This is a genomic window from Nesterenkonia cremea, assembly GCF_014642675.1.
GTDB classification, from domain to species: domain Bacteria; phylum Actinomycetota; class Actinomycetes; order Actinomycetales; family Micrococcaceae; genus Nesterenkonia; species Nesterenkonia cremea.
Genome location: NZ_BMIS01000016.1, coordinates 1 through 20,295 on the forward strand (window position 1 = coordinate 1; position 20,295 = coordinate 20,295).

Annotated in this window: 19 protein-coding genes; 6 read left to right on the forward strand and 13 right to left on the reverse strand. The window is 67.1% G+C overall.

Annotation, left to right across the window (positions count from 1 at the left end; genetic code table 11):
* Positions 1–139: 139 nt before the first annotated feature.
* From IEW85_RS13040 to IEW85_RS13050, 3 genes are all read right to left on the reverse strand, one after another.
* Positions 140–1,567 (reverse strand): HEPN domain-containing protein, encoded by a 1,428-nt coding sequence (locus IEW85_RS13040; protein ID WP_188686556.1) that lies wholly within the window; start codon positions 1,565–1,567, stop codon positions 140–142.
* Between the two features lie 116 nt (positions 1,568–1,683).
* On the reverse strand, positions 1,684–2,331 hold the full coding sequence (locus tag IEW85_RS13045) for a DNA-3-methyladenine glycosylase (RefSeq protein ID WP_188686559.1): 648 nt from the start codon (positions 2,329–2,331) through the stop codon (positions 1,684–1,686).
* Positions 2,331–2,630: a DNA-3-methyladenine glycosylase gene (locus tag IEW85_RS13050; protein ID WP_188686562.1), complete on the reverse strand. Its 300-nt coding sequence runs from the start codon at positions 2,628–2,630 to the stop codon at positions 2,331–2,333. The genes IEW85_RS13045 and IEW85_RS13050 overlap by 1 nt, the downstream gene beginning before the upstream one ends.
* Positions 2,631–2,693: 63 nt before the next feature.
* On the opposite strand from IEW85_RS13050, the gene IEW85_RS13055 reads away from it, so the two are divergent.
* The 3 genes from IEW85_RS13055 to IEW85_RS13065 are packed head-to-tail and all read left to right on the forward strand — an operon-like array spanning position 2,694 to position 6,087.
* Positions 2,694–3,278 (forward strand): hypothetical protein, encoded by a 585-nt coding sequence (locus IEW85_RS13055; protein WP_188686565.1) that lies wholly within the window; start codon positions 2,694–2,696, stop codon positions 3,276–3,278.
* On the forward strand, positions 3,275–5,494 hold the full coding sequence (locus IEW85_RS13060; protein WP_188686568.1) for a YhgE/Pip domain-containing protein: 2,220 nt from the start codon (positions 3,275–3,277) through the stop codon (positions 5,492–5,494). The genes IEW85_RS13055 and IEW85_RS13060 overlap by 4 nt, the downstream gene beginning before the upstream one ends.
* The gene (locus IEW85_RS13065; protein ID WP_188686573.1) at positions 5,491–6,087 is read left to right on the forward strand and encodes a TetR/AcrR family transcriptional regulator; all 597 of its coding nucleotides are present in this window, start codon (positions 5,491–5,493) and stop codon (positions 6,085–6,087) included. Before IEW85_RS13060 ends, IEW85_RS13065 begins: the two co-directional genes overlap by 4 nt.
* 19 nt (positions 6,088–6,106) lie before the next feature.
* Here IEW85_RS13065 and IEW85_RS13070 read toward each other — a convergent pair whose 3' ends face one another.
* Genes IEW85_RS13070 through IEW85_RS13080 form a run of 3 tightly spaced genes read right to left on the reverse strand, consistent with a single transcriptional unit; the run spans position 6,107 to position 9,637 of the window.
* A complete protein-coding gene (locus IEW85_RS13070) occupies positions 6,107–6,919 on the reverse strand; it encodes a lytic transglycosylase domain-containing protein (RefSeq protein WP_229659033.1) in 813 nt (270 codons plus the stop codon).
* 7 nt (positions 6,920–6,926) lie between these two features.
* Entirely contained in the window at positions 6,927–8,399 is a 1,473-nt protein-coding gene (gene argH / locus IEW85_RS13075) for an argininosuccinate lyase (RefSeq protein ID WP_188686577.1), read from the reverse strand.
* A gap of 2 nt (positions 8,400–8,401) precedes the next feature.
* Positions 8,402–9,637, reverse strand: a complete 1,236-nt coding sequence (locus IEW85_RS13080; protein WP_188686580.1) for an argininosuccinate synthase — start codon at positions 9,635–9,637, stop codon at positions 8,402–8,404.
* A 141-nt stretch (positions 9,638–9,778) separates the two neighbouring features.
* Here IEW85_RS13080 and IEW85_RS13085 point away from each other — a divergent pair, with 141 nt between their 5' ends.
* Both IEW85_RS13085 and IEW85_RS13090 read left to right on the forward strand, forming a co-directional pair.
* A complete protein-coding gene (locus IEW85_RS13085; RefSeq protein WP_188686583.1) occupies positions 9,779–10,207 on the forward strand; it encodes an ankyrin repeat domain-containing protein in 429 nt (142 codons plus the stop codon).
* Between the two features lie 3 nt (positions 10,208–10,210).
* Positions 10,211–10,402 carry a hypothetical protein gene (locus IEW85_RS13090; RefSeq protein ID WP_188686585.1) on the forward strand — a complete coding sequence of 64 codons (192 nt, stop codon included), beginning with the start codon at positions 10,211–10,213 and terminating at the stop codon, positions 10,400–10,402.
* 38 nt (positions 10,403–10,440) lie between these two features.
* Here the strand turns inward: IEW85_RS13090 and IEW85_RS13095 are convergent, their stop codons facing one another.
* From IEW85_RS13095 to argC, 6 genes are read right to left on the reverse strand one after another with little or no spacing between them, the layout of a single operon-like run.
* Positions 10,441–10,947 carry an arginine repressor gene (locus IEW85_RS13095; protein ID WP_188686588.1) on the reverse strand — a complete coding sequence of 169 codons (507 nt, stop codon included), beginning with the start codon at positions 10,945–10,947 and terminating at the stop codon, positions 10,441–10,443.
* Positions 10,947–11,939 (reverse strand): ornithine carbamoyltransferase, encoded by a 993-nt coding sequence (gene argF / locus IEW85_RS13100; protein WP_188686589.1) that lies wholly within the window; start codon positions 11,937–11,939, stop codon positions 10,947–10,949. Before argF ends, IEW85_RS13095 begins: the two co-directional genes overlap by 1 nt.
* Positions 11,936–13,225: an acetylornithine transaminase gene (locus IEW85_RS13105; RefSeq protein WP_188686592.1), complete on the reverse strand. Its 1,290-nt coding sequence runs from the start codon at positions 13,223–13,225 to the stop codon at positions 11,936–11,938. The genes argF and IEW85_RS13105 overlap by 4 nt, the downstream gene beginning before the upstream one ends.
* Positions 13,222–14,196, reverse strand: a complete 975-nt coding sequence (gene argB / locus IEW85_RS13110) for an acetylglutamate kinase (protein WP_188686594.1) — start codon at positions 14,194–14,196, stop codon at positions 13,222–13,224. Before argB ends, IEW85_RS13105 begins: the two co-directional genes overlap by 4 nt.
* Positions 14,197–14,222: 26 nt before the next feature.
* Positions 14,223–15,404 carry a bifunctional glutamate N-acetyltransferase/amino-acid acetyltransferase ArgJ gene (gene argJ, locus IEW85_RS13115; protein WP_188686596.1) on the reverse strand — a complete coding sequence of 394 codons (1,182 nt, stop codon included), beginning with the start codon at positions 15,402–15,404 and terminating at the stop codon, positions 14,223–14,225.
* Positions 15,401–16,444 carry an N-acetyl-gamma-glutamyl-phosphate reductase gene (gene argC / locus IEW85_RS13120; RefSeq protein WP_188686598.1) on the reverse strand — a complete coding sequence of 348 codons (1,044 nt, stop codon included), beginning with the start codon at positions 16,442–16,444 and terminating at the stop codon, positions 15,401–15,403. Before argC ends, argJ begins: the two co-directional genes overlap by 4 nt.
* 127 nt (positions 16,445–16,571) lie before the next feature.
* Between argC and IEW85_RS13125 the strand changes: the two genes are divergently transcribed.
* A complete protein-coding gene (locus tag IEW85_RS13125; protein WP_188686601.1) occupies positions 16,572–17,579 on the forward strand; it encodes a quinone oxidoreductase family protein in 1,008 nt (335 codons plus the stop codon).
* A 164-nt stretch (positions 17,580–17,743) separates the two neighbouring features.
* Here IEW85_RS13125 and pheT read toward each other — a convergent pair whose 3' ends face one another.
* Positions 17,744–20,293, reverse strand: coding sequence for a phenylalanine--tRNA ligase subunit beta (gene pheT, locus IEW85_RS13130; RefSeq protein WP_188686604.1), 2,550 nt, complete (start codon positions 20,291–20,293; stop codon positions 17,744–17,746).
* Positions 20,294–20,295 lie beyond the last annotated feature (2 nt).

Below are 20,295 nucleotides of genomic sequence, written 5' to 3' on the forward strand. Positions count from 1 at the left end.
TCCTGCAGTGATCCTCCATCATCCGCACTGCCCGGTCCTTGAACTCCGGGGTGTAGAACGTCCTGGTCCTGCTCATAGTCCGATCCTCCTGAATCAAGTAGGTCGGAACAAAACCCAGGACGGTTCACCTGCCACCTAGTCACAACGAAAGACGGCCGAGCAGAGTTCGTGCTCTTCTGACTAAATCGGGGCGGGAACCGAGTGACCGGGTCGTCCCTTCTAACATTGCGATTCCTTGGTTATGCAACTCGCCAGCAGTAACCCACTGCTCGTCCGGAACCAGCTTCCCCAAAGTCCACCGCAGTAAGAATTCCCCGTGATGAGCAGCCTGCCGCATATCATCACTCGGATGGCTCAATAGCTCCCCGTGATGCCCTCCATGCACGATCTTATTCCTCTGCTTATAGAGCTGTTCAGCACGTTCGAAGTGATCCCAGAAACCCTCTAAGGCCTCCGGACTGTCACAGTCATTGCCTCCGACGACACGCGCTGCGGCCCGAAGAGCAAATCGTTCCCCTGTGCTTCGATCACGCGGGCGCATCAACACTGCCTCGAGCCCTGAAACACAGTCGAGTATTCGATCAGCTTCGTTATCTCGCGTAGCAAGCATCTGAAGGCGCCGACCAGCGTATGCGTAACCTCTCCTCTCGGAAGTGAGTTGTTTCCAAGCCCCCGGTATCCGCTCAGCGATCTCATTCGGCCAAGGAAATGTCGGATCTCTCCAGGGGTTGAAGTGCCACCGTCCAGCCTCAGCCCGATTGGCAACCTCCAGCTTCAGCACCGATGGCAGATGCCCGCGCCAGCCATCGGACCAGCCGTCGGGAACTACTACCACCTGCTGATAACCGTAGGGCTGTAGCATACCGATGCTGACCGCTTGGAGCGCCGCATCAATCCGCATTATCTGCTGAATTGAGAGAATGTCATCCCCCAGCAACGGCGACACCATTCGTTGCATGTAATTCTCATTGGAGATCACTACATCCTTGAAGCGCAACGCATGTGTTGCAGCCGCTGCCCGATAGGCCCCAATATGTCCATCTGGCTCAACCAAGGGCGCCCGCGCCAATTGCATCTCTGGCTCAATTGGGACTAGAGAAACATCCTCCTCCATCTCAATCTGAAGGGGATCGTCAAACTCGAGTCTTGGGATAGGGACCAAGAGGTCGCAAGGCAACGAAGTGTCCAGTCGTGCGCGCTCAAGGGGCCGATATATGTCGGCGAAGTCACCATTGAGATCGACCTGTGTAGCTTCAGCGCGTTGTATGACTTCCAAGATCAGTCGGAGGAAATCCGCTTGCCACCATGATTCCCTCGATCTGTTGAATTGCTCTGCATACAAGATCGGCAACCCATGTTCCTCGGTCTTCGGCACGTGGAAACGAGCTACCGCCCAGTCCAGGGCTTTCCTCACTTCGGGGATAGAGCGAGCTGGTATTCCCCATACTGCGTCGCTTTTGAGATGAACAATCGCTGACCACGCCACAAGCCCCTCTTCGCCATACACCACCGGCTGCTCGATAGCCGCCGCAGGCCAGCCTGTCTCAGTAACGGCCTGACGGGGCATGGCAACGCGAGGCAGACGGTCTCGACCTTCCGCCCACCCCATAGCTGCCCGGTAGAGGCTTCTGACGGCACTCTCGACGTACGAGTACATCTCCGGATCCATCGGCGAAGAACCACTCATTGGCGCCGGACTCCCCTACCTGGCCGATAGCGCGAAACCGACGGGTTGCCTTCCAACCAATAGCGCCAGGGGAAACGCACTGAGCCACCTTTCCCTGAAACCCCCACACGTGGGCCCTTCGATATCAGCAGGGCATCCACCGGCTCTCGTGGCGCCACAAGGCGAACAGTATCGACGCTTGGGTCACCAGCCTCACCAATCTGTAGGCCTTGCCCGTCCATAGATAGGGTCAGCCCCATCCCTTGAGCAAATCGCCCTGGGCCGGATAACAGCTTGCTACCCGTGTCCTGACCCCCTCGACGCGTTATTGCGAGGCTTCTCCCCGCTATGACCTCACCTGCTCGCAGGAGCACACCACCTGCTCTGTTCCCGTTCCCTACGAGGTTGGCGCAATGGTGTATGCCATACGAGAGGTAAAGGTAGAGGTGACGGGGCGGCCCGAAAAGTGATGCATTGCGCGCGGTCTTGCCGTTATAGCTATGGGCACCGGGATCTTCACCCTGATCTCCGTATGCTTCTACCTCTGTGAGCCGCGCTCTGACACTGCCTTCCGCTGTAGTCACAGTCAGCTCACACCCAAGCAACGCTCGCGCGAGCTCCGTGGGGTGATCGTCGAAGAGGGCATCCAGGTCAGAAACGTCCATTAGACAGCGCCTTCTGCAACACGCGGATAAGTATGTCCTGTTGACAAATTGATCCCGTAGTTGAGGTACACGTAGGTGTGCCGCGGAGGGCCGAACAGCGAGCTGTTGCGCGCAGTCCGCCCGTTGAAGCTGTGCGCACCGGGGTCCTCTCCCTGTCCCCCATAGGCCTCCACCTCAGTGAGCCGTACGGAGACGGAGCCGCCCGCCGTCGTGACCGTCAGCTCACACCCCAGCAGGGTCGGCGCCAACACGGTGGCGTGCTCGTCGAAGAGCCTCTGGAGCTTCCTTCCATCTGTCATCACGAGACCAAGGTTAGATCATCCCACTATTGAACTGACCAGTCAGTCTAGTAAGCTGAGGGAATGCTCGAACTCGAGGACGTAGGCTTCCACGGCCACCATGCACCCCTGCTGGAGAACGTCAGTGCCAGCATCGGCGAAGGAACTCTCAGCGAGATCACCGCACCCACCGGTGACGCCCGCACAGCTCTGGCGCTGATCTGCTCCGGCCGAGCCGCGCCGGACAGCGGAAGGGTGCTGATCCATGGGGCAGCCGAGACCGCCCGGCTCCGCCGCAGCACGGCGCTGATCGACTCTCCCGGGATCACCGCCCCGGAGCATCACATGCGTGCTCGCGATCTGATCAGCGAGAGCCTGGGACTCATCCCGCGCAGGCGTGGCACCCGCATCCCTGCAACGGCTCAGTGGATCGCCGAGCAGGAGGTCGCCGACATCGCCGATCGACCCGTGGACTCCCTCCCCTCGGAACTGCGCCTGTGGATGATGGCCGAACTCGCCTTCGCGGACCCGCAGGTCGAGCTGGTGGTCCTGGACTCGCCCGATCGCCATGACATCTCCGCCGAAGGACTGTCCGAGACGCTGGAGCTGACCGCAGAGCCCTCCGAGCGCACAGTGCTGGCCATCCTCGCCCAGGAGGTTCTCCGATGAGCCTGATGACGCTGCCCCGCGCGGAGTGGAAGCGGCTGACCAGCGGCTTCGACCCCATCAAGACAGTGGTCGGGCTCGCCCTGATCCCTCTGCTGTACGCCGCGGTGTATCTGTACGCCAATTGGGACCCCTACGGGAACATGGACAACGTCGACGCCGCCCTGGTCACGTTGGACGAAGGCGCCGAGTTCGACGGCGAGCACCGCGTCATCGGTGATGACGTCGTCGATGACCTGCTCGAGGACGAGTCCTTCGGCTGGCAGGTGGTCTCAGAGCGTGAGCTGGCCGAACAGGGCACCTCCCGGGGGGACTATCAGTTTGCACTGGTCATCCCCGAGGACTTCTCAGCGTCTTTGGCGTCCCCGGCAGACCTGGAGGATCCGGAGCAGGCCCAGATCGAGATCATCAGCAATGAGGCCAACAACTACCTGCTCTCAAGCATCCTGGACGTGCTGGCCGCTGAGCTGCACGAATCGGTCTCCGAAGAGGTGGGCCGAGAGGCCGCAGACCAGATGCTCACCGGCTTCGGGCAGATCCACCAGCAGCTCAATGAGGCTGCCGACGGCGCCGGGGACCTGCAGGACGGCGCCCACGACCTCGAATCAGGACTGGTGGAGCTTCACGACGGCTCCGGGGAGCTGAGCCAGGGTGCTTCCGAGCTGAACGATGGCGTAGGCGAACTCAACGACGCCCTGGCCAGCCTCCGCAGCGGCACACAGGATCTTGACGAGGGCGCAGGGCAGCTCAGCACAGGCTCCTGGGAACTCTTCGAAGGGATCGCCGAGCTGGACGACGGTGCCGGAGAGCTCCAAGAGGGCGTCGGCTCACTCGAGGACGGAGCCTCCGCGCTCGATGATGGCCTCGGGGAGCTCAGCTCCGGAGCTGAGAGTGTGGCTGAGGGAAACGAGCAGCTCGCTGGGGCCTCACAGGATGCGCTGGACGTGCTCACCGAATTCGAAGAAGCCGCCGCAGAGCGCACCGGAGAGAGTGTCCAGCAGCTGGTCGACGCAGGGATCATCTCCGAGGAGCAGGCCGAGGAGGCCGCCGCTGAGCTGACGCCGATCCTCGAGGAGAGCGAACTGGTGGGCCGCGCCCAGGAGGTCCGAGGCGATCTCGAGGGCGCACAGGACTCTGTGGATCAGCTGGCCGAGGGATCCCGCGGCGTGGCCGACGGGGCCTCCGAGCTCCAGAGCGGGGCCTCCGAACTGCACGGGGGAGCCTCGGAGATGGCCGAATCTCTCCCCGCACTCACCGACGGGCTCGGCGAGGCACGATCAGCCTCCTACTCGCTGGCCGAAGGCGCCGGAGAACTCTCGGAGGGAACCCAGGAGGCCGACGAGGGCGTCGGACAGCTCCAAGAGGGCGCCGGCGAACTCTCCGAGGGCACCGGGGAGCTGGAAGAAGGAGCCGCGGAGCTCGACGACGGCTTGGGCGAGGCGCTGGAGGGCGCCGAACAGCTCAGCGAAGGCAGCGGCGAACTGGCCTCCGAGCTGGGCAGCGGCGCCGAAGAGGTCCCCTCCCCCGATGAGCAGGAGCGTGAGCAGACCAGCAGCGTCATCGGCAATCCGCTCAACATCACACAGTCCGCCCAGGCTGAAGCCGGCTCCTATGGCGCCGGAATGGCTCCCTTCTTCATGGGCCTGGCTCTATGGATCGGTGCTCTGGTGATGCTCCAGGTCCTCAGGCCCTTCTCCCCGCGAGCCGTTGCCTCCAACGCCTCCACCGCGGCTGTGGCCTTCGGCTCCTGGTTGCCGTTCCTGGCGCTGTCAGCGGTGCAGAGCCTGCTGCTCTATTCAGCCGTCACTCTGGGCCTGGGCCTGGAGCCTGCTCATCCGGGACTGGCGCTGCTGGTGCTGCTGGCCGCCTCTGCGGCCTTCTCAGCCCTGGTCCACGGCCTGGTGGCGCTGCTGGGCAACCCAGGCAAATTCGTGGCCATCATCCTGCTGGTGCTTCAGCTGGTGGCCGCCGGGGGCACGTTCCCCAGCCAATCGCTGCCCGGACCGCTGGAGTCGATCCACCCGATGCTTCCGTTGACCTATGTGGTGGACGGTCTGCGACATGCCATCTATGGCGCGGACACCTCCGTGGTGCTCAGCAGCCTCGGTGCCCTGGGTGCGGCCACGGCCCTCGGCCTGACCGTGCTGCTCCTGGCGATCCGGAAGAATAGGATGTGGACGCTGAAGCGCCTGCACCCGCCCATCGAGGAGGACGCATGAGCCCTGTCCCGAATGCACGCCCCAAGGCTTCTGCCCGGGTGAAGCTCCTGCACACCATGATGGCCCTGGATGACCACCGCAGCGTCCAGGACCATACAGTCGACGAGCTGGCTCGATCGGCCGATGTCGCCAAAGGCTCGGTGTACTACCACTTCGGGTCCAAGGAGAACCTGGTCCGGGAGATGCTGGTCCACGGTGCGACCGAGCTGCAGTCGCTGATGGATGCCATCGAGCAGGATCAGGGCAGCAGTCCGCGCGAGGCATTCCGAGCTCAGCTGCGGGCCGCCTGCCGGTTCCTCGGAGAATTCCCCTCCTTCACCGGGCTGGTGGCCTTCGCACTGGCTCAGCGAGAAGGCGACAGCAGCAGTCAGCTCTACGAGGAGAAGGCAGCCATCGTCCGGCTGCTGGCCGGGCGCATCGAACGTCTGGAAGAGGCTGAGGCGGGACCGACGACGCCGGGGCCCACCTTGGAGATCGCAGCGACGGCCATGCTCTCAGCAGCCGTGACGCTGAGCATCGAGCGATTGACCGTCCACCCCGAATGGGAGATCGAAGCCTGCGTAGATGCGCTGCTGCGCCTGGTCACCTCATAGCCGGGACGCCCGGGCCCCATCAGCCGGCCGCTGAGTCAGCGTACTCCTGGGCGTGGCGGGCGACGTCGTTGGCGTACTCCACCGACTGGTTATAGGCGGTGACGGCGTCGTTCCAGCCGTGGTCGGTGGTGAGATCCTCGCCGGAGGCGCAGAGATAGACCGCCGCGGTCAGGGCGGCGTCGTCGTATTGGTGGACATCGGTCTGCCCGTCGAGATTCCCGTCCTGGGCCCACTGGTACCAGGTGGTGGGGATGAACTGCATCGGCCCCACGGCACGGTCCCACTCATCATCGCCGTCGAGCTCGCCGTCGTCGGTGTCCGGGATCTCCATGAGCCCCTCAGAGCCGTCCAGCGGCACTCCGATGACCGGTGGGTCCACCACGCCGTCCTCACCGATCTGGGCACCGTCATAGGAGCCGTGGGCCGACTCCACCTGCCCGACGCCGGCCAGAGTGTTCCAACCGATTCCGCAGTCCGGGTCCTCCTGGGAGACGCGCAGCGCGGCCCCGGCATAGGCCTCCACCGCGCGGGAGGGGATCCCGGTCTCCTCCGAGACCTCCTGGACCCAGTCGGAATCCGGCAGATCCGCCAGCGGAACGGCGGCCACCGTCTCCCACTCCCCTTCAGGGAGCGTGGGCACGGACTGCTCCGGCGCACTGGGGTATCCCAGCTCTGTGGGATGCGGCTCCGGCTCCTCCTGCCGGCCTGCCATGCTGCGGATCATCACGATGATCATCAGCACCAGCAGCAGGGCGCCCAGGGCCCCCACCGCGGCACGGCGCCGCCAGACCTTCGGCGAAGGTCGGCGGGCGGGACCGGAGGTGGAGGCCACGGCGGGCTCAGCCCCAGCTGACCGCGTCGGGTCCGACGTTGCTGCCGGCCGACTCGGCGAAGGCGCGGATGGACTCCAGCTGACGCTTCAGCTCCTCCAGCTGCTCGGCCACCGCCTGCGGCGCCGTTCCGCCGCGGGAGGAGCGCGAGTTCAGCGAGCCGAAGGTGCTCAGCACCTCGCGCACGGCCGGAGTCAGGTGCTCGGAGATGCCGGTGAGCTCCTCATCGGTGAGATCCCAGAGCTCCACGTCTCGGGCCTCGGCCACACGCACCGCCTCACCGGCCAGCTCATGGGCCACGCGGAAGGGCACGCCCTGACGGACCAGCCATTCGGCGATGTCGGTGGCAAGGGCGAAGCCGCGCGGGGCCAGCTCCGCCATGCGCTCAGTATGGAACTCCAGGGTGCCGATCATCCCGGAGACCGCCGGGAGCAGCAGCTCCAGAGTGTCCACCGCATCGAAGAGCGGCTCTTTGTCCTCCTGCAGATCCCGGTTGTACGCCAGCGGAAGGCCCTTCAGCGTCCCCAGGAGCCCGGTCAGGTCACCGATGAGGCGACCGGACTTGCCGCGGGCCAGCTCGGCGACGTCGGGGTTCTTCTTCTGCGGCATGATCGAGCTGCCGGTGGAGAAGGCGTCGTCCAGGGTCACGAAGGAAGCCTCCTTGGTGGCCCAGAAGATGACCTCCTCGCTGATCCGGGAGAGATCCACGCCGACCATCGCGGCCACCCAGGCGAACTCCGCATAGACATCGCGGGCCGCGGTGCCGTCGATGGAGTTCCAGGCCGCCTCGGCGAAGCCCAGCTCCTCGGCCACCCGCTGCGGGTCCAGCCCCAGGGAGGAGCCGGCCAGCGCGCCGGAGCCGTAGGGCGAGACCGCGGCACGGGCATCCCAGTCCATCAGCCGCTGCAGATCCCGGGCGAAGGCCCAGGCGTGGGCCAGCAGATGGTGGGACAGCAGAACCGGCTGGGCGTGCTGCAGATGGGTCCGTCCGGGCATGGGCGCATTCGGATGCGCTTCAGCCTGAGCGATCAGCGCATCGATCACCGCAGTGACCTCTGCGGCGATGACCCGGGCGTGGTCGCGCAGGAACATCCGGCCCATCGTGGCGATCTGGTCGTTGCGGGAGCGCCCGGCGCGCAGCTTGCCGCCCAGCTCCTCCCCCGCACGCTCCAGCAGACCGCGCTCCAGAGCGCCGTGGACGTCCTCATCGGACTGCGCCGGGCCGAAGGTGCCGGAGAGGACGTCCTCCTCCAGGCGGTCCAGGGCCGAGAGCATCCCGGCCAGCTCGGCGTCTTCCAGCAGCCCCGTGCGGTGCAGCACCCGGGCGTGGGCCCGGGAGCCTGCGATGTCATAGCGGGCCAGCCGGAAGTCGAACTGGGTGGACTTGCTCAGTGCCGCCAGGGCGTCCGCCGGCCCGGAGGCGAAACGGCCGCCCCAGAGGGCGCCCTCGTTGGTTCCGGAGTGATCCTGCTGATCTGCCATCGTCACTTCCCGATGCCGTGGCCGGAGAGGTCCGGCTTGCCGTGGAGGCGCTCCTCGCGCTGCGAGGCGGTCCGGGAGGACAGGCCGTAGATGTCGATGAAGCCCGGTGCCGAGGCCTGGTCGAAGGAGTCGCCCTCGTCGTAGGTGGCCAGGTTGAAGTCGTAGAGGGAGGTCTCGGACTTCCGGCCCTGCACCGTGGCGCGGCCGCCGTGCATCTCCAGGCGGATCTCGCCGGAGACGTACTTCTGGGTCTCGTCGATGAAGGCGTCCAGGTTCTTCTTCAGCGGGGAGAACCACTGACCGTCGTAGACCAGCTCGGTCCAGCGCTGGTCCACGGTCTTCTTGAACCGTGCCTGCTCGCGCTCCAGGGTGATGTTCTCCAGCTCGCGGTGGGCGGCCATCAGGGCCATCGCCCCGGGGGCCTCGTAGATCTCGCGGGACTTGATGCCCACCAGGCGGTCCTCGACGATGTCGATCCGACCGATCCCCTGGGCACCGGCGCGGCGGTTGAGCTGCTCGATGATCTGCAGCGGGGTGAGGGTCTCACCGTCCAGCGCCACCGGGACGCCTGCGTCGAAGGTGATGTTGACGACGTCGGGGGCCGGCGGGAAGGCCGGGTCCTCGGTGTAGTCGTAGACGTCCTTGGTGGGACCGTTCCAGATGTCCTCCAGGAAGCCGGTCTCCACGGCGCGGCCCCAGACGTTCTGGTCGATGGAGAAGGGATTCTTCTTGGTGGTCTCGATCGGCAGGTTGTGCTTCTCTGCGTATTCGATGGCCTTCTCACGGGTCAGGGCCAGGTCGCGCACCGGGGCGATGCACTTCAGCTCCGGGCCGAGGGTCTGGATGGAGACCTCGAAGCGAACCTGGTCGTTGCCCTTGCCGGTGCAGCCGTGGGCCACCGTGGTGGCGCCGAACTGCTGGGCGGCGGCCACCAGGTGCTTGGAGATGATCGGCCGGGAGATGGCTGAGACCAGCGGGTAGGCGTCCATGTAGAGTCCGTTGGCCTTCAGCGTGGGCATGCAGTACGCCTCGGCGAACTCATCGCGGGCATCTGCCACATAGGCCTCGACGGCGCCGCAGTCCAGGGCGCGCTGACGGACGGTCTCCAGGGACTCGCCTCCCTGTCCGACGTCGACGGCGACGGCGACGACTTCGGCTCCGGTGGCCTCGGCGATCCAGCCGATGGCCACAGAGGTGTCGAGGCCGCCCGAGTAGGCGAGAACGATGCGATCGGTCACTGCAGGCTCCTTGAGATCTGTGCTGTCTGAGCACGTGGAAGTATGGGATCAGCCGCGAGTCTACATAAATATTCACCGCCATGCATACTCACACATTTCACCGTTGTCCCCACCAGGGTATCGCTCGGTAAAGTAGAGCCCATGGCACATGACTCCGCCCAGGACGGGCCCCCAGAGCTGACCGATGAGCAGCTCGAGTTCCTCAACTCCATGTTCGATCTGGCGCGCGCCGGCCGGACCGAGGAGCTGCTGAGCCTGATCGACCAGGGGATCCCGGTGAACCTCACCAACTCCAAGGGCGATTCCCTGCTCATCCTGGCCTCCTATAACGACCACGCCGGCCTGGTGCGCGGCCTGCTGGAGCGCGACGTGGATGTGGACCGCATGAACGACCGCGGTCAGACCGCACTCTCCTGCGCCGTCTTCCGGCAGAACGAAGAGATCACCGCCGCACTGCTGCAGGCCGGCGCCGACGTCGAGCTGGGCCCGCAGAACGCCTATGCGGTCATCGACATGTTCGGCCTGGAGAACATGCGCACAGTGGTGGACACCCACCGGAAGCAGGCGTAGAGCATGAATATGTCCCGCGGCTCCATCCTGCTCTGCTTCGTGACCGGCGCAGCAGTTCTCCTGTTGGGCGTGACGCTGGCCGACGGCGGCGTGCTGCCCGAGTGGACACGCCTGATCTTCATCGCAGTAGGCGGCGGACTGGTCGGTCTCGGCGTCTCCGCCAAAGCTCAGCAGCGCCGCCTGCGCGGCCGCTGAGGATCAGTCGACGCGCAGAATCGGCCGGCGGGTGCGGCTCAGCCGGCGGCGCGGCCTTCGGCGAAGCCGTTGAAGCGCTCGGCCACCGCTTCTCCCCCGCTGGGATCCATGGTGACCAGCATGATCGTGTCATCGCCGGCGATGGTGCCCAGCACCTCTTTCAGACCCGCATGATCCACTGCGCTGGCCAGGAACTGAGCCGCCCCCGGAGGGGTGCGCAGGATGACCAGGTTGGCGCTCGCCTCAGCAGAGATCAGCAGATCCTTGCACAGACTCAGCAGCCGGGCCGTAGTGGTGGCCTCAGTCTGATCCGCCTGCAGCTCGCGGTCCGGCCCGTCAGAGGGCACCGCATAGATCAGCGTTCCCTCGGCGCCGCGCACCCGCGCCGCCCCGATCTCCACCAGATCCCGGGAGAGCGTCCCCTGGGTGACGCTCACCCCCTCGTCGGAGAGCCGCTCCGCCAGCTCCGCCTGGGAGCGGATGCTGGACCGGGTGATCAGCTCGCGGATCTTGGCGTGGCGGGCCGTCTTGGTGGTGGGTCCCATCAGGACTCCTCAGCGGCGGATCGCCCGGCGGCGCGCACCAGCTCCACCGTCTCCTCGTCCGCGCGGCCGGACTCCACCAGAAGCCAGGCCATGAGCGCCTTTTGAGCGTGAAGACGGTTCTCCGCCTCATCCCAGATGACCGACTGCTTCCCATCCAGCACCTCTGCGGTGATCTCAGCCCCGCGATAGGCGGGAAGACAGTGCAGGACCACAGCCTCCGGAGATGCTTTGTCCATGGCATCGGCATCCACACGGTAGTCGCCGAAGAGCTGCATGCGCTGCTCCTTCTCATCCTCCTGGCCCATAGAGATCCAGGTGTCGGTGGCGACCACATCGGCGTCGGCCAGCGCCACGGAGGGATCCGCGGTGATGGTGACCTTCCCGCCGGTCTCTGCGGCGCGGTCCTCAGCGGCTCGGATGATCCGCTCCTCGGGCAGATAGCCCGCCGGTCCGGCGATGCGCACATCCATGCCCGCGGTCACGCCCGCCAGCAGATAGGAATTGGCCATATTGTTGGCCGCATCCCCCAGATAGGCCAGCTTCCTGCCCTGCAGGGAGCCCAGCCGCTCACGCACGGTGAGCAGATCGGCCAGCAGCTGGCAGGGGTGGTAGTCGTCGCTGAGCGAGTTGATCACCGGAGAGGCGCTGTGCTCGGCCATCTCCTCCAGCCCGGCCTGAGCGTAGGTCCGCCAGATGATCAGGCTGACCTGACGCTCGAAGACCCGCGCCGAATCGGCGATGGACTCCTTATGCCCCAGCTGGGACTCCCCCGGGTTGATGATCAGCGGGCTGCCGCCCAGCGCTGAGATCCCCGCGGCGAAGGAGACGCGGGTACGGGTGGAGGTCTTGTCGAAGATGACCGCCGCCGTCTGCGGTCCGGCCAGAGCTTTGACCGCATAGGGGTTCTGCTTCATCCAGGCGGCCAGGTTCAGGACCCGATCCTGCTCCTGGGCGGTCAGGTCGATATCGGTGAGGAAGTGACGAGTGCTCATGCGGCGGTCTCCTGCAGGTGGCGCACGGCGGCGCCGAAACGGGTGAGGAACAGATCAGCCTCCTGCTCGCTGAGGATCAGCGGCGGAGCCAGGCGCAGCGTGTGCTCCCCGGTGGCGTTGATGATCAGCTGCTGGCGCTCGCGGGCGATGCCCACCAGCTCCTTGGCCGGGGCCTCCGCGGCGAAGGCGGCCGGGTCCAGATCGATGCCCAGATGCAGCCCGTACTGACGGACATCGGTGACGGCGTCGAGCTCACGCAGCCCGGTGGCCAGATGCGTGCCGACCTGCTGGGCGTTCTCCAGCAGACCTTCGGCCTCGATGGTCTCCAGGGTGACCTGCCCGGCCAGTGCGGCCAGCGGATTGCCGCCGAAGGTGGAGCCGTGCTGCCCCGCGCCCAGCAGCTCGGAGGCCTGCTGCCCGAAGGCCATCAGCGCGCCGATGGGCACACCGGAGCCCAGCCCCTTGGCCAGTGTCATGAGATCGGGAAGAACGACGCCGTCGGCCCCGGACTCTGCCAGCTCTCGATTCACACCCTGGTGGCGGAACCAATCGCCGGTGCGTCCGATGCCGGTCTGAACCTCGTCCAGCACCAGCAGGGCCCCGCGCTGGGAAGCCAGCCGACGGGCGCGCAGCAGGTACTCCGCGCTCAGCGGCCGCACTCCGGCCTCCCCCTGGATGGGCTCCAGGAAGATGCCGGCCACCTCCTCGTCCAGCGCATGCTCCAGGGCGGAGAGGTCATCCGGCGGGAGGAATTCGATGCCCTCGATCAGCGGGCCGAAGGGCTCGCGGAAGGCGGGTTTGTGCGTCAGGGAGAGCGCTCCTGCGGTCCTCCCGTGGAAGCCGCCCTCCAGTGCGAGGATACGGGTCCGTCCGGTGTCCCTGCGATGGCGCAGCACTGCCTTCAGCGCAGCCTCATTGGCCTCCGAGCCGGAGTTGGCGAAGAAGACGGTGGAGCCCTCGGGAGCCTCGGCCGCGTGGAGCAGCAATTCGGCAAGTCGCATCTGCGGCACCGAGGTGAACAGGTTCGAGATGTGTCCCAGTGTCTTGAGCTGTTCGGCAAGCGCCCCGGTCAGGGCAGGGTAATTGTGCCCCAGGGCATTGACGGCGATGCCGCCGAGCATATCCAGCAGCTCGTTCCCCCGGGAGTCGGTGACCCAGCAGCCGCGCCCTGCGACGAGCAGCTCCTGCGGGGTCCCGAAGACACCCATGAGCGAGCTCTCATAGCGTTCTTCCCACGATTCCACGGCATCGAGCTTCTCGAGCCCCAGCAGGTCCGGATAACTCATCGTTCCTCCTTGGTCTGCGTCGGCACCTCGCCGTCGGGCACCACCTGGGTGCCGACACCTTCGGTGGTGACGATCTCCAGCAGCATCGAATGGGGTGCGCGGCCGTCGACGATATGGGCGCGCGGGACCCCGGACTCCACAGCGGTCAGCGCCGCCGTCATCTTGGGGATCATGCCGGACTGCAGCGAGGGCAGCATCTGCTTCAGGTCCGAGGCCCCCAGGGAGGAGATCAGCGAGGACTTATCCGGCCAGTTCGCATACAGGCCCTCGACGTCGGTGAGCATGACCAGCTTGGCGGCCCCCAGGGCCGAGGCCACAGCGGCAGCGGCCAGATCGGCGTTGACGTTGAGCACCTCGCCGGTGGGCTGAGAGCTCCCGTCCTCGGTGGTGACGAACTCGGGGGCGATGGTGGAGATCACCGGGATGCGTCCGGCGGCCAGCAAGTCCTGGACCGCCTCGGCCCGGACACCGGTGACCTCGCCGACCAGCCCGAGGTCCACCTCCTCGCCATCCACCTGGGCGGTCTTGCGCTCGGCACGCAGCAGGGCTGCGTCCTCGCCGGAGAGACCCACCGCGTAGGGGCCGTGGGAGTTGATCAGACCGATGAGTTCGCGGCTGACCTGACCGGTGAGCACCATCCGAACCACCTCCATGGCCTCCGGTGTGGTGACCCGCTGACCGGCACGGAACTCGGACTCGATCCCCAGAGTGTCCAGCATGGCGTTGATCTGAGGGCCGCCGCCGTGGACCACCACCGGGTTGACGCCCACGTGACGCAGGAAGACCACGTCCTCGGCGAAGGCGCGGCGCAGCTCATCGTTGACCATGGCGTTGCCGCCGTATTTGATCACGATGGTCTCGCCGGCGAACTTCTGAATCCAGGGCAGCGCCTCGACCAGAACAGATGCTTTCTCGCCGGCGTGGGCCAAGGGGTCAGTCTGCCTGGGCTTCAGGGAGGGTTTCTCAGTCATGGTCTCTCAGACTCGGTGCGGGCGCCTCAGCTGGAGTAGGCGCTGTTCTCATGGACATAGTCATGGGTGAGGTCATTGGTGAGGATGGTGGCCTCGGTCTCACCAGCCTTGAGGTCGATGACGACCTCCACGTCACGCCCGGAGAGGTCCACCAGATCGCGATCCTCTCCGATCCCTCCACCGCGGCAGATCCAGACACCGTTGACGGCCACATCGATGGTGGTGGGGTCGAAGTCGACATCAGTGGTGCCTACCGCTGAGAGGATCCGTCCCCAGTTCGGATCGCGGCCGAAGATCGCCGTCTTGAACAGGTTGGAGCGGGCCACGGCACGCCCTGCTTCCTCCGCCTGCTCCTCGGTGAGCGCGCCGACCGTGCGGATGGCGATCTCGTGGTGGGCGCCCTCGGCGTCGGCGATGAGCTGGGCGGCCAGGGAGGAGCAGACCTCGTTGAGCGCGACTTGGAACTCAGGGAGGTCCACGCCGGAGGGGTCGGACTCAGAGTTCGCACCCGAGGCCAGGGCGATGACCGTGTCGTTGGTGGACATGCAGCCGTCGGAGTCCGCGCGGTTGAAGCTGATGCGCACCGCCTCGCGCAGGGCGGCGTCGAGGTCCTCCTGGGAGATGACGGCGTCGGTGGTGACCACGGCGAGCATCGTGGCCATGCCGGGGGCCAGCATGCCGGCTCCCTTGGCCATGCCGCCCACGGTGAAGCCGCTGCCGCTGCGGGTCTCGGTCTTGGAGACGGTGTCGGTGGTGCGGATGGCCTCGGCGGCGTCGGCGGCGGCGTGCTGCTCGGCCGAGAGGCCCTGGACCGCACCCTCGACGCCGGAGAGCAGGGCCGGCATGTCCAGCCGCTCCCCGATCAGTCCGGTGGAACAGACCAGCACGTCGGTGGCGGAGACGTCCCTCCCGCTGGCGGTGAGCTTCTCGGCCACCTCCTCCGCCGTGGTGTGGGTGTCGGCGAAGCCTGGCGCTCCGGTGCAGGCGTTGGCGCCCCCGGAGTTGAGGATCACGGCGTCGGCCCGGCCGTCGCTGATGACCTGGCGGGACCAGAGCACAGGCGCGGCCGCCACCGTATTGGTGGTGAACACGGCGGAGGCGTGGTGCAGAGGGCCGTCGTTGACCACCAGGGCCACATCCTTGGCATCGGCCTTCAGCCCGGCGGCCACTCCTGCGGCCCGGAATCCTGCGGCTGCTGTCACGCTCATGGGGAGACTCCCAACAGATCGAGCCCGGTGGTCTCCTCGAGTCCCAGGGCGAGGTTCATGGACTGCACCGCTCCGCCGGCGGTGCCTTTGGTGAGGTTGTCGGAGGCGGAGACGACGACGGCGCGGCCGGCGTGCTCGTCCACGGCCAGCTGAATGGTCACGTGGTTGGATCCGACCACCTGCTTGGTGGCCGGCCACTGGCCCTCGGGCAGCAGGTGGACGAAGGGTTCGGCGTCGTAGTGGGCTGCATAGGCCTGCCTCAGCTGAGCCTCCGTGGTGCCCGGGGCCAGCTTGGCGGTGGAGGTGGCCAGGATGCCGCGCGGCATGGGGGCCAGCGTGGGGGTGAAGGAGATCTGCACCTCGGTGCCGGCCACAGAGCTCAGCCCCTGCTCGATCTCCGGAGTGTGCCGGTGGACCCCGCCGACGCCGTAGGGGCTCATCCCGCCCATCACCTCGGAGCCCAGCAGATGGGGTTTGAGTGACTTGCCGGCCCCGGAGGCACCGGTGGCCGCGACGATGACCACGTCCTGGGGCTGGACCAGCGGGCCTTCGCCGGCGCCGGCGAAGGCCGGGGCCAAGCCCAGCAGGATGGTGGTGGGATAGCAGCCGGGCACGGCGATGCGCCCGGAGCCGGCGAGCCGCTCACGCTGACCGGGCAGCTCCGGCAGACCATAGGGCCAGGTGCCCTGGTGCTCGGAGCCGTAGAAGGCCTCCCATGCGGCGGCCGACTCCAGACGGTGGTCGGCGGCGGCGTCGATGACCAGGGTGTCCTCACCCAGGGCGGCGGCGATCTCCCCGCTGGCCCCGTGCGGCAGCGCCAGGAAGACCACATCGTGGCCGGCGAGGTTCTCGGCCGTGGTCTCAGTGATCACACGGTCGGCCAGCGGATGCAGGTGCGGCTGCAGCGCCCCCAGGCGCTCTCCGGCCGAGGAGTGGGCGGTGACCTGCCCGATCTCGACCTGCGGGTGGTTGGCGAGGAGGCGCAGGACCTCTCCCCCGGCGTAGCCGGAGGCTCCTGAGACGGCTGCTGTATAGACCATGCCGAGAAGTCTACGCGACAGTATGCAGAGCTATCAATATTTATGCATCTACGCTCCACGCGGAACGCACCCAGCCACGCCGGGCGAGGCTTCTTGATTATCAGGGTCCTTCGATACCCTGACGCCTATGAGCGAACAGACTGTTTTCCCCGAGGACCTTCCGGACAGCGCACTGGTGATGCGCGCCGAAGAGGCCGGCGGGACCGACGTGTTCCAGGCCGCCGACGTCACCCTTCCCTCTCCCGGTGAGGGCCAGATCCTGGTCAAGACCGCCGCGGCCGGCGTGAACTTCATCGAGACCTACCAGCGCAGCGGCGTCTACCCGGTGGACTACCCCTTCGTCCCCGGCACCGAGGGCGCAGGCACCGTGATCTCCGTGGGAGACGGAGTGGAGGGCTTCGCCGTGGGTGAGCGCGTGGCCACCACTGAGGCCGCCACCGGCACCTACGCCACCCACTTCGTGGTGGATGCCGCCAAGGCCTTCCGCGTCCCGGACGAGGTGACCGACGAGCAGGCCGCAGCACTGCCGCTGCAGGGCATCACCGCCCACTACCTGATCAACTCCACCTACCGGGTCTCCGCCGGGGAGACAGTGCTGACCCATGCCGGAGCCGGCGGGGTCGGACAGATCCTGACCCAGCTGCTCAAGGCCAAGGGCGCCCGCGTGATCACCACCACCTCCACCGATGAGAAGGCAGAGATCGCCCAGGCCGCCGGCGCCGACTATGTGCTGGGCTATGAGGACTTCGCCGATCGGGTCCTGGAGATCACCAAGGGCGAGGGCGTCTCCGTTGCCTATGACGGCGTAGGCAGGGACACCTACCAGGGCTCGCTGAAGTCCCTGGCGGTGCGCGGCATGCTCGTGGCCTTCGGCGGAGCCTCCGGCCAGGTCCCGCCCATCGACCCGCAGGAGCTCAATCGCCGCGGCGGCCTGTTCGTGACCCGCCCCTCGGTGCAGTGGTACCTGCAGAACGCCCAGGAGCGGGCTTGGCGGTACTCCGAGCTCTTCGGTGCCCTGACCTCGGGCGAGCTGACGCTGAACATCGGCAGCACCTACCCGCTGACCGAGGCCGCCCGTGCCCACGACGACCTCGAGGCACGCCGCACCACCGGCAAGCTGCTGCTGGTGCCGTAAGGGCCCTGTACACGACGCTATACACGACGACGTCGGCCCCGTCACCTCCCAGCGGAGGTGACGGGGCCGACGTCGTTCTGTGCGGCTGCTGACCCGTTCAACACTGCTGGTCCGTTCAACACTGTGCCGTTCGGGGTGGGGCGTTGTTCGGGGTGGGGCGTGGCTCAGCGTTGGACGGCTCCGTGGCGCTGCTCGGCCAGGGCGACGGCGGCCGCACGGGCCTCGGATGCCTCCTCTGCGGTCAGCGTGCGGTCCTGGGCACGGAAGCGCAGGGCATAGGCCAGGGACTTCCTGCCCTCCTCGATGCCGGTGCCCGAGTAGACGTCGAAGAGCTCGATGCCCTCCAGCAGCTCACCTGCGCCTTCGGCGAGAGTGGCCCTGAGCTGCGCGGAGGGCAGAGAGTCCTCCACGATGAGCGCCACGTCCTGCGAGGTCTGCGGGAAGCCGGAGATCGGCTCCGCGGCGACCTTCTCGGCCGCAGCCGCGATCAGCGCCTCCAGGTCCAGCTCCATGACAGCGGTGCGCTCGGGCAGACCCCAGGCCTCGACCACCTTGGGGTGCAGCTCACCGGCGTAACCGATGGCGCTCTGCGCGCCGGACAGCCGCAGCTCAGCAGTGCGGCCCGGGTGGAAGGCCTGATGGGACCCCTGCACGACCTCCAGCTGAAGGTTCAGCAGGCCGGCCACAGTATGTGCAGACTCCAGGGCATCGGCCCAGTCACGACGCCGAGCCTGCTGACCCAGCTCCGCGGCCGGCTCCTCGCCGGTCAGCGCCACGGCCACATGCAGCGGCTGGTCCGGGATGCCGGCCTCCAGCTCCGCGATGTGCTCCGCACCGGGGTGTGCGCCCAGGCCCGGGATGGTGGTGCTGCCGAGGGTCCCTCCGGGGTGGAAGACCCGGCCGGCCTCGAAGAGCGCCACAGCGCCGAACCCGCGAGAGACGTTGCGGCGAGCGGCATCCAGCAGGCCCGGCAGCAGCGTGGTGCGCAGCGTGGGGTGCTGGCTGGCGATCGGATTGGCCAGTCGGACCATCGGCAGCTCGGCGCCCTCCTCGGCGGCGCCGAAGAGCTGGTTGGCCTCCTCCGAGTAGAACGGGTAGCTCAGCACCTCAGTGAAGCCTGCACCGGCCAGACCGGTGAAGACCTGGCGACGGCGCTTCTGCTCAGCGCTCAGCCCGCGGCCCGCCGGTGCCACCGGCAGGCGGGACGGGATCTGGTCGTAACCGATGAGCCGTGCGACCTCCTCCACCAGAGCCTCCGGGATGGTCAGGTCCGGGCGCCATGCCGGCGGGGTGACCGTCCAGGACTCGGGGGACCGCTCCTCGACGCTTGCGCCGATGTCGCTCAGCGTCTGCCGCAGCTGCTCGGCGGTGTAGGACACACCGGTTGTGCGCTCAGCCAGAGCCGGGTCCAGGGTGATCGGCGCAGGCAGGGCAGGCTCGCCCACCTGGGTGATCTCCCCGCTGTCGGTGCCGCCGGCCAGCTCCACCAGCAGGTCCACCGCACGCTGGGCTGCGATGGCCGGCAGCAGCGGATCCACTCCGCGCTCATTGCGCTTGGAGGCCTCGGAGGGCAGCTTATGGCGGCGCTTGCTGCGGCTGATGGTGATCGGATCGAAGTGGGCGGCCTCGATCAGCACAGTGCTGGTGGACTCTCCCACCTCCGTGGCGGCTCCGCCCATCACGCCGGCCAGGCCGATGGCACCGCGGTCATCGGCGATGACCAGGTCCTCGGCGTGGAGCTCGCGCTCCTTCTCATCCAGCGTGGTGAGCTTCTCCCCGGCTGCGGCGCGGCGCACACGGATGGCGCCCCGCAGGGACTCGGCGTCGTAGAAGTGCAGGGGCTGGCCCAGCTCCCACATCACGTAGTTGGAGATGTCCACGGCCAGGCTGATCGGGCGCATGCCCGCCAGACGCAGGCGCGCGGCCATCCACGGCGGAGTGGGCGCGTTGGGGTCCACGCCGGTGACCTTCCGGGCCACGAAGGAGTCGCAGCCGGGGGTGCCGTAGATGGGTGCGGAGTCCTCGAGGATGACCTCATGACCGGCCGTGCCGGCGTCGGGAACCTGAACCTGCTCGGCAGGGTCGGTGAACGCGGTGCCGGTGGCGTGGGAGTACTCTCGTGCCGCACCGCGGATGCTGAAGGCGTATCCGCGGTCCGGGGTCACATTGATCTCGGCGGCGGAGTCATAGAGGCCCAGCAGCTCCATGGCGTCGGTGCCCGGCTGGGGATCCAGGCCCAGAGTGCTGAGCACCAGGATGCCGGCGTGGTCCTCTCCCAGGCCGAGCTCCTTGACCGAGGCGATCATGCCCGCGGAGAGGTGGCCGTAGGTCTTGCGCGCCGAGATGGCGAAGTTTCCGGGCAGCACAGCGCCGGGCATGGTCACCACGACCTTGTCGCCCCGCTCGAAGTTGTGGGCGCCGCAGACGATGCCCTGCACACCGGAAGGATCGATCCCCTTGCCGGTCAGGGTCTGCTCCTGCCCCTCGGGGACCACGCGGACCTGGCACCAGTTGATGGTCTTGCCGTTGGACTGCTCCTCCGGGTGCTTCTCCAGCACCTCGCCGACGACGATGGGGCCGGAGATCTCGTCGGTGGGACGGTGGACGTCCTCTTCCTCGAGCCCGACCTTCACCAGCTCGGCCATGAGGTCCTCGGCCATCCCTGTCGCGGGGAACTGGGTGTATTCACGGATCCATGACAGCGGGATGCGCATGC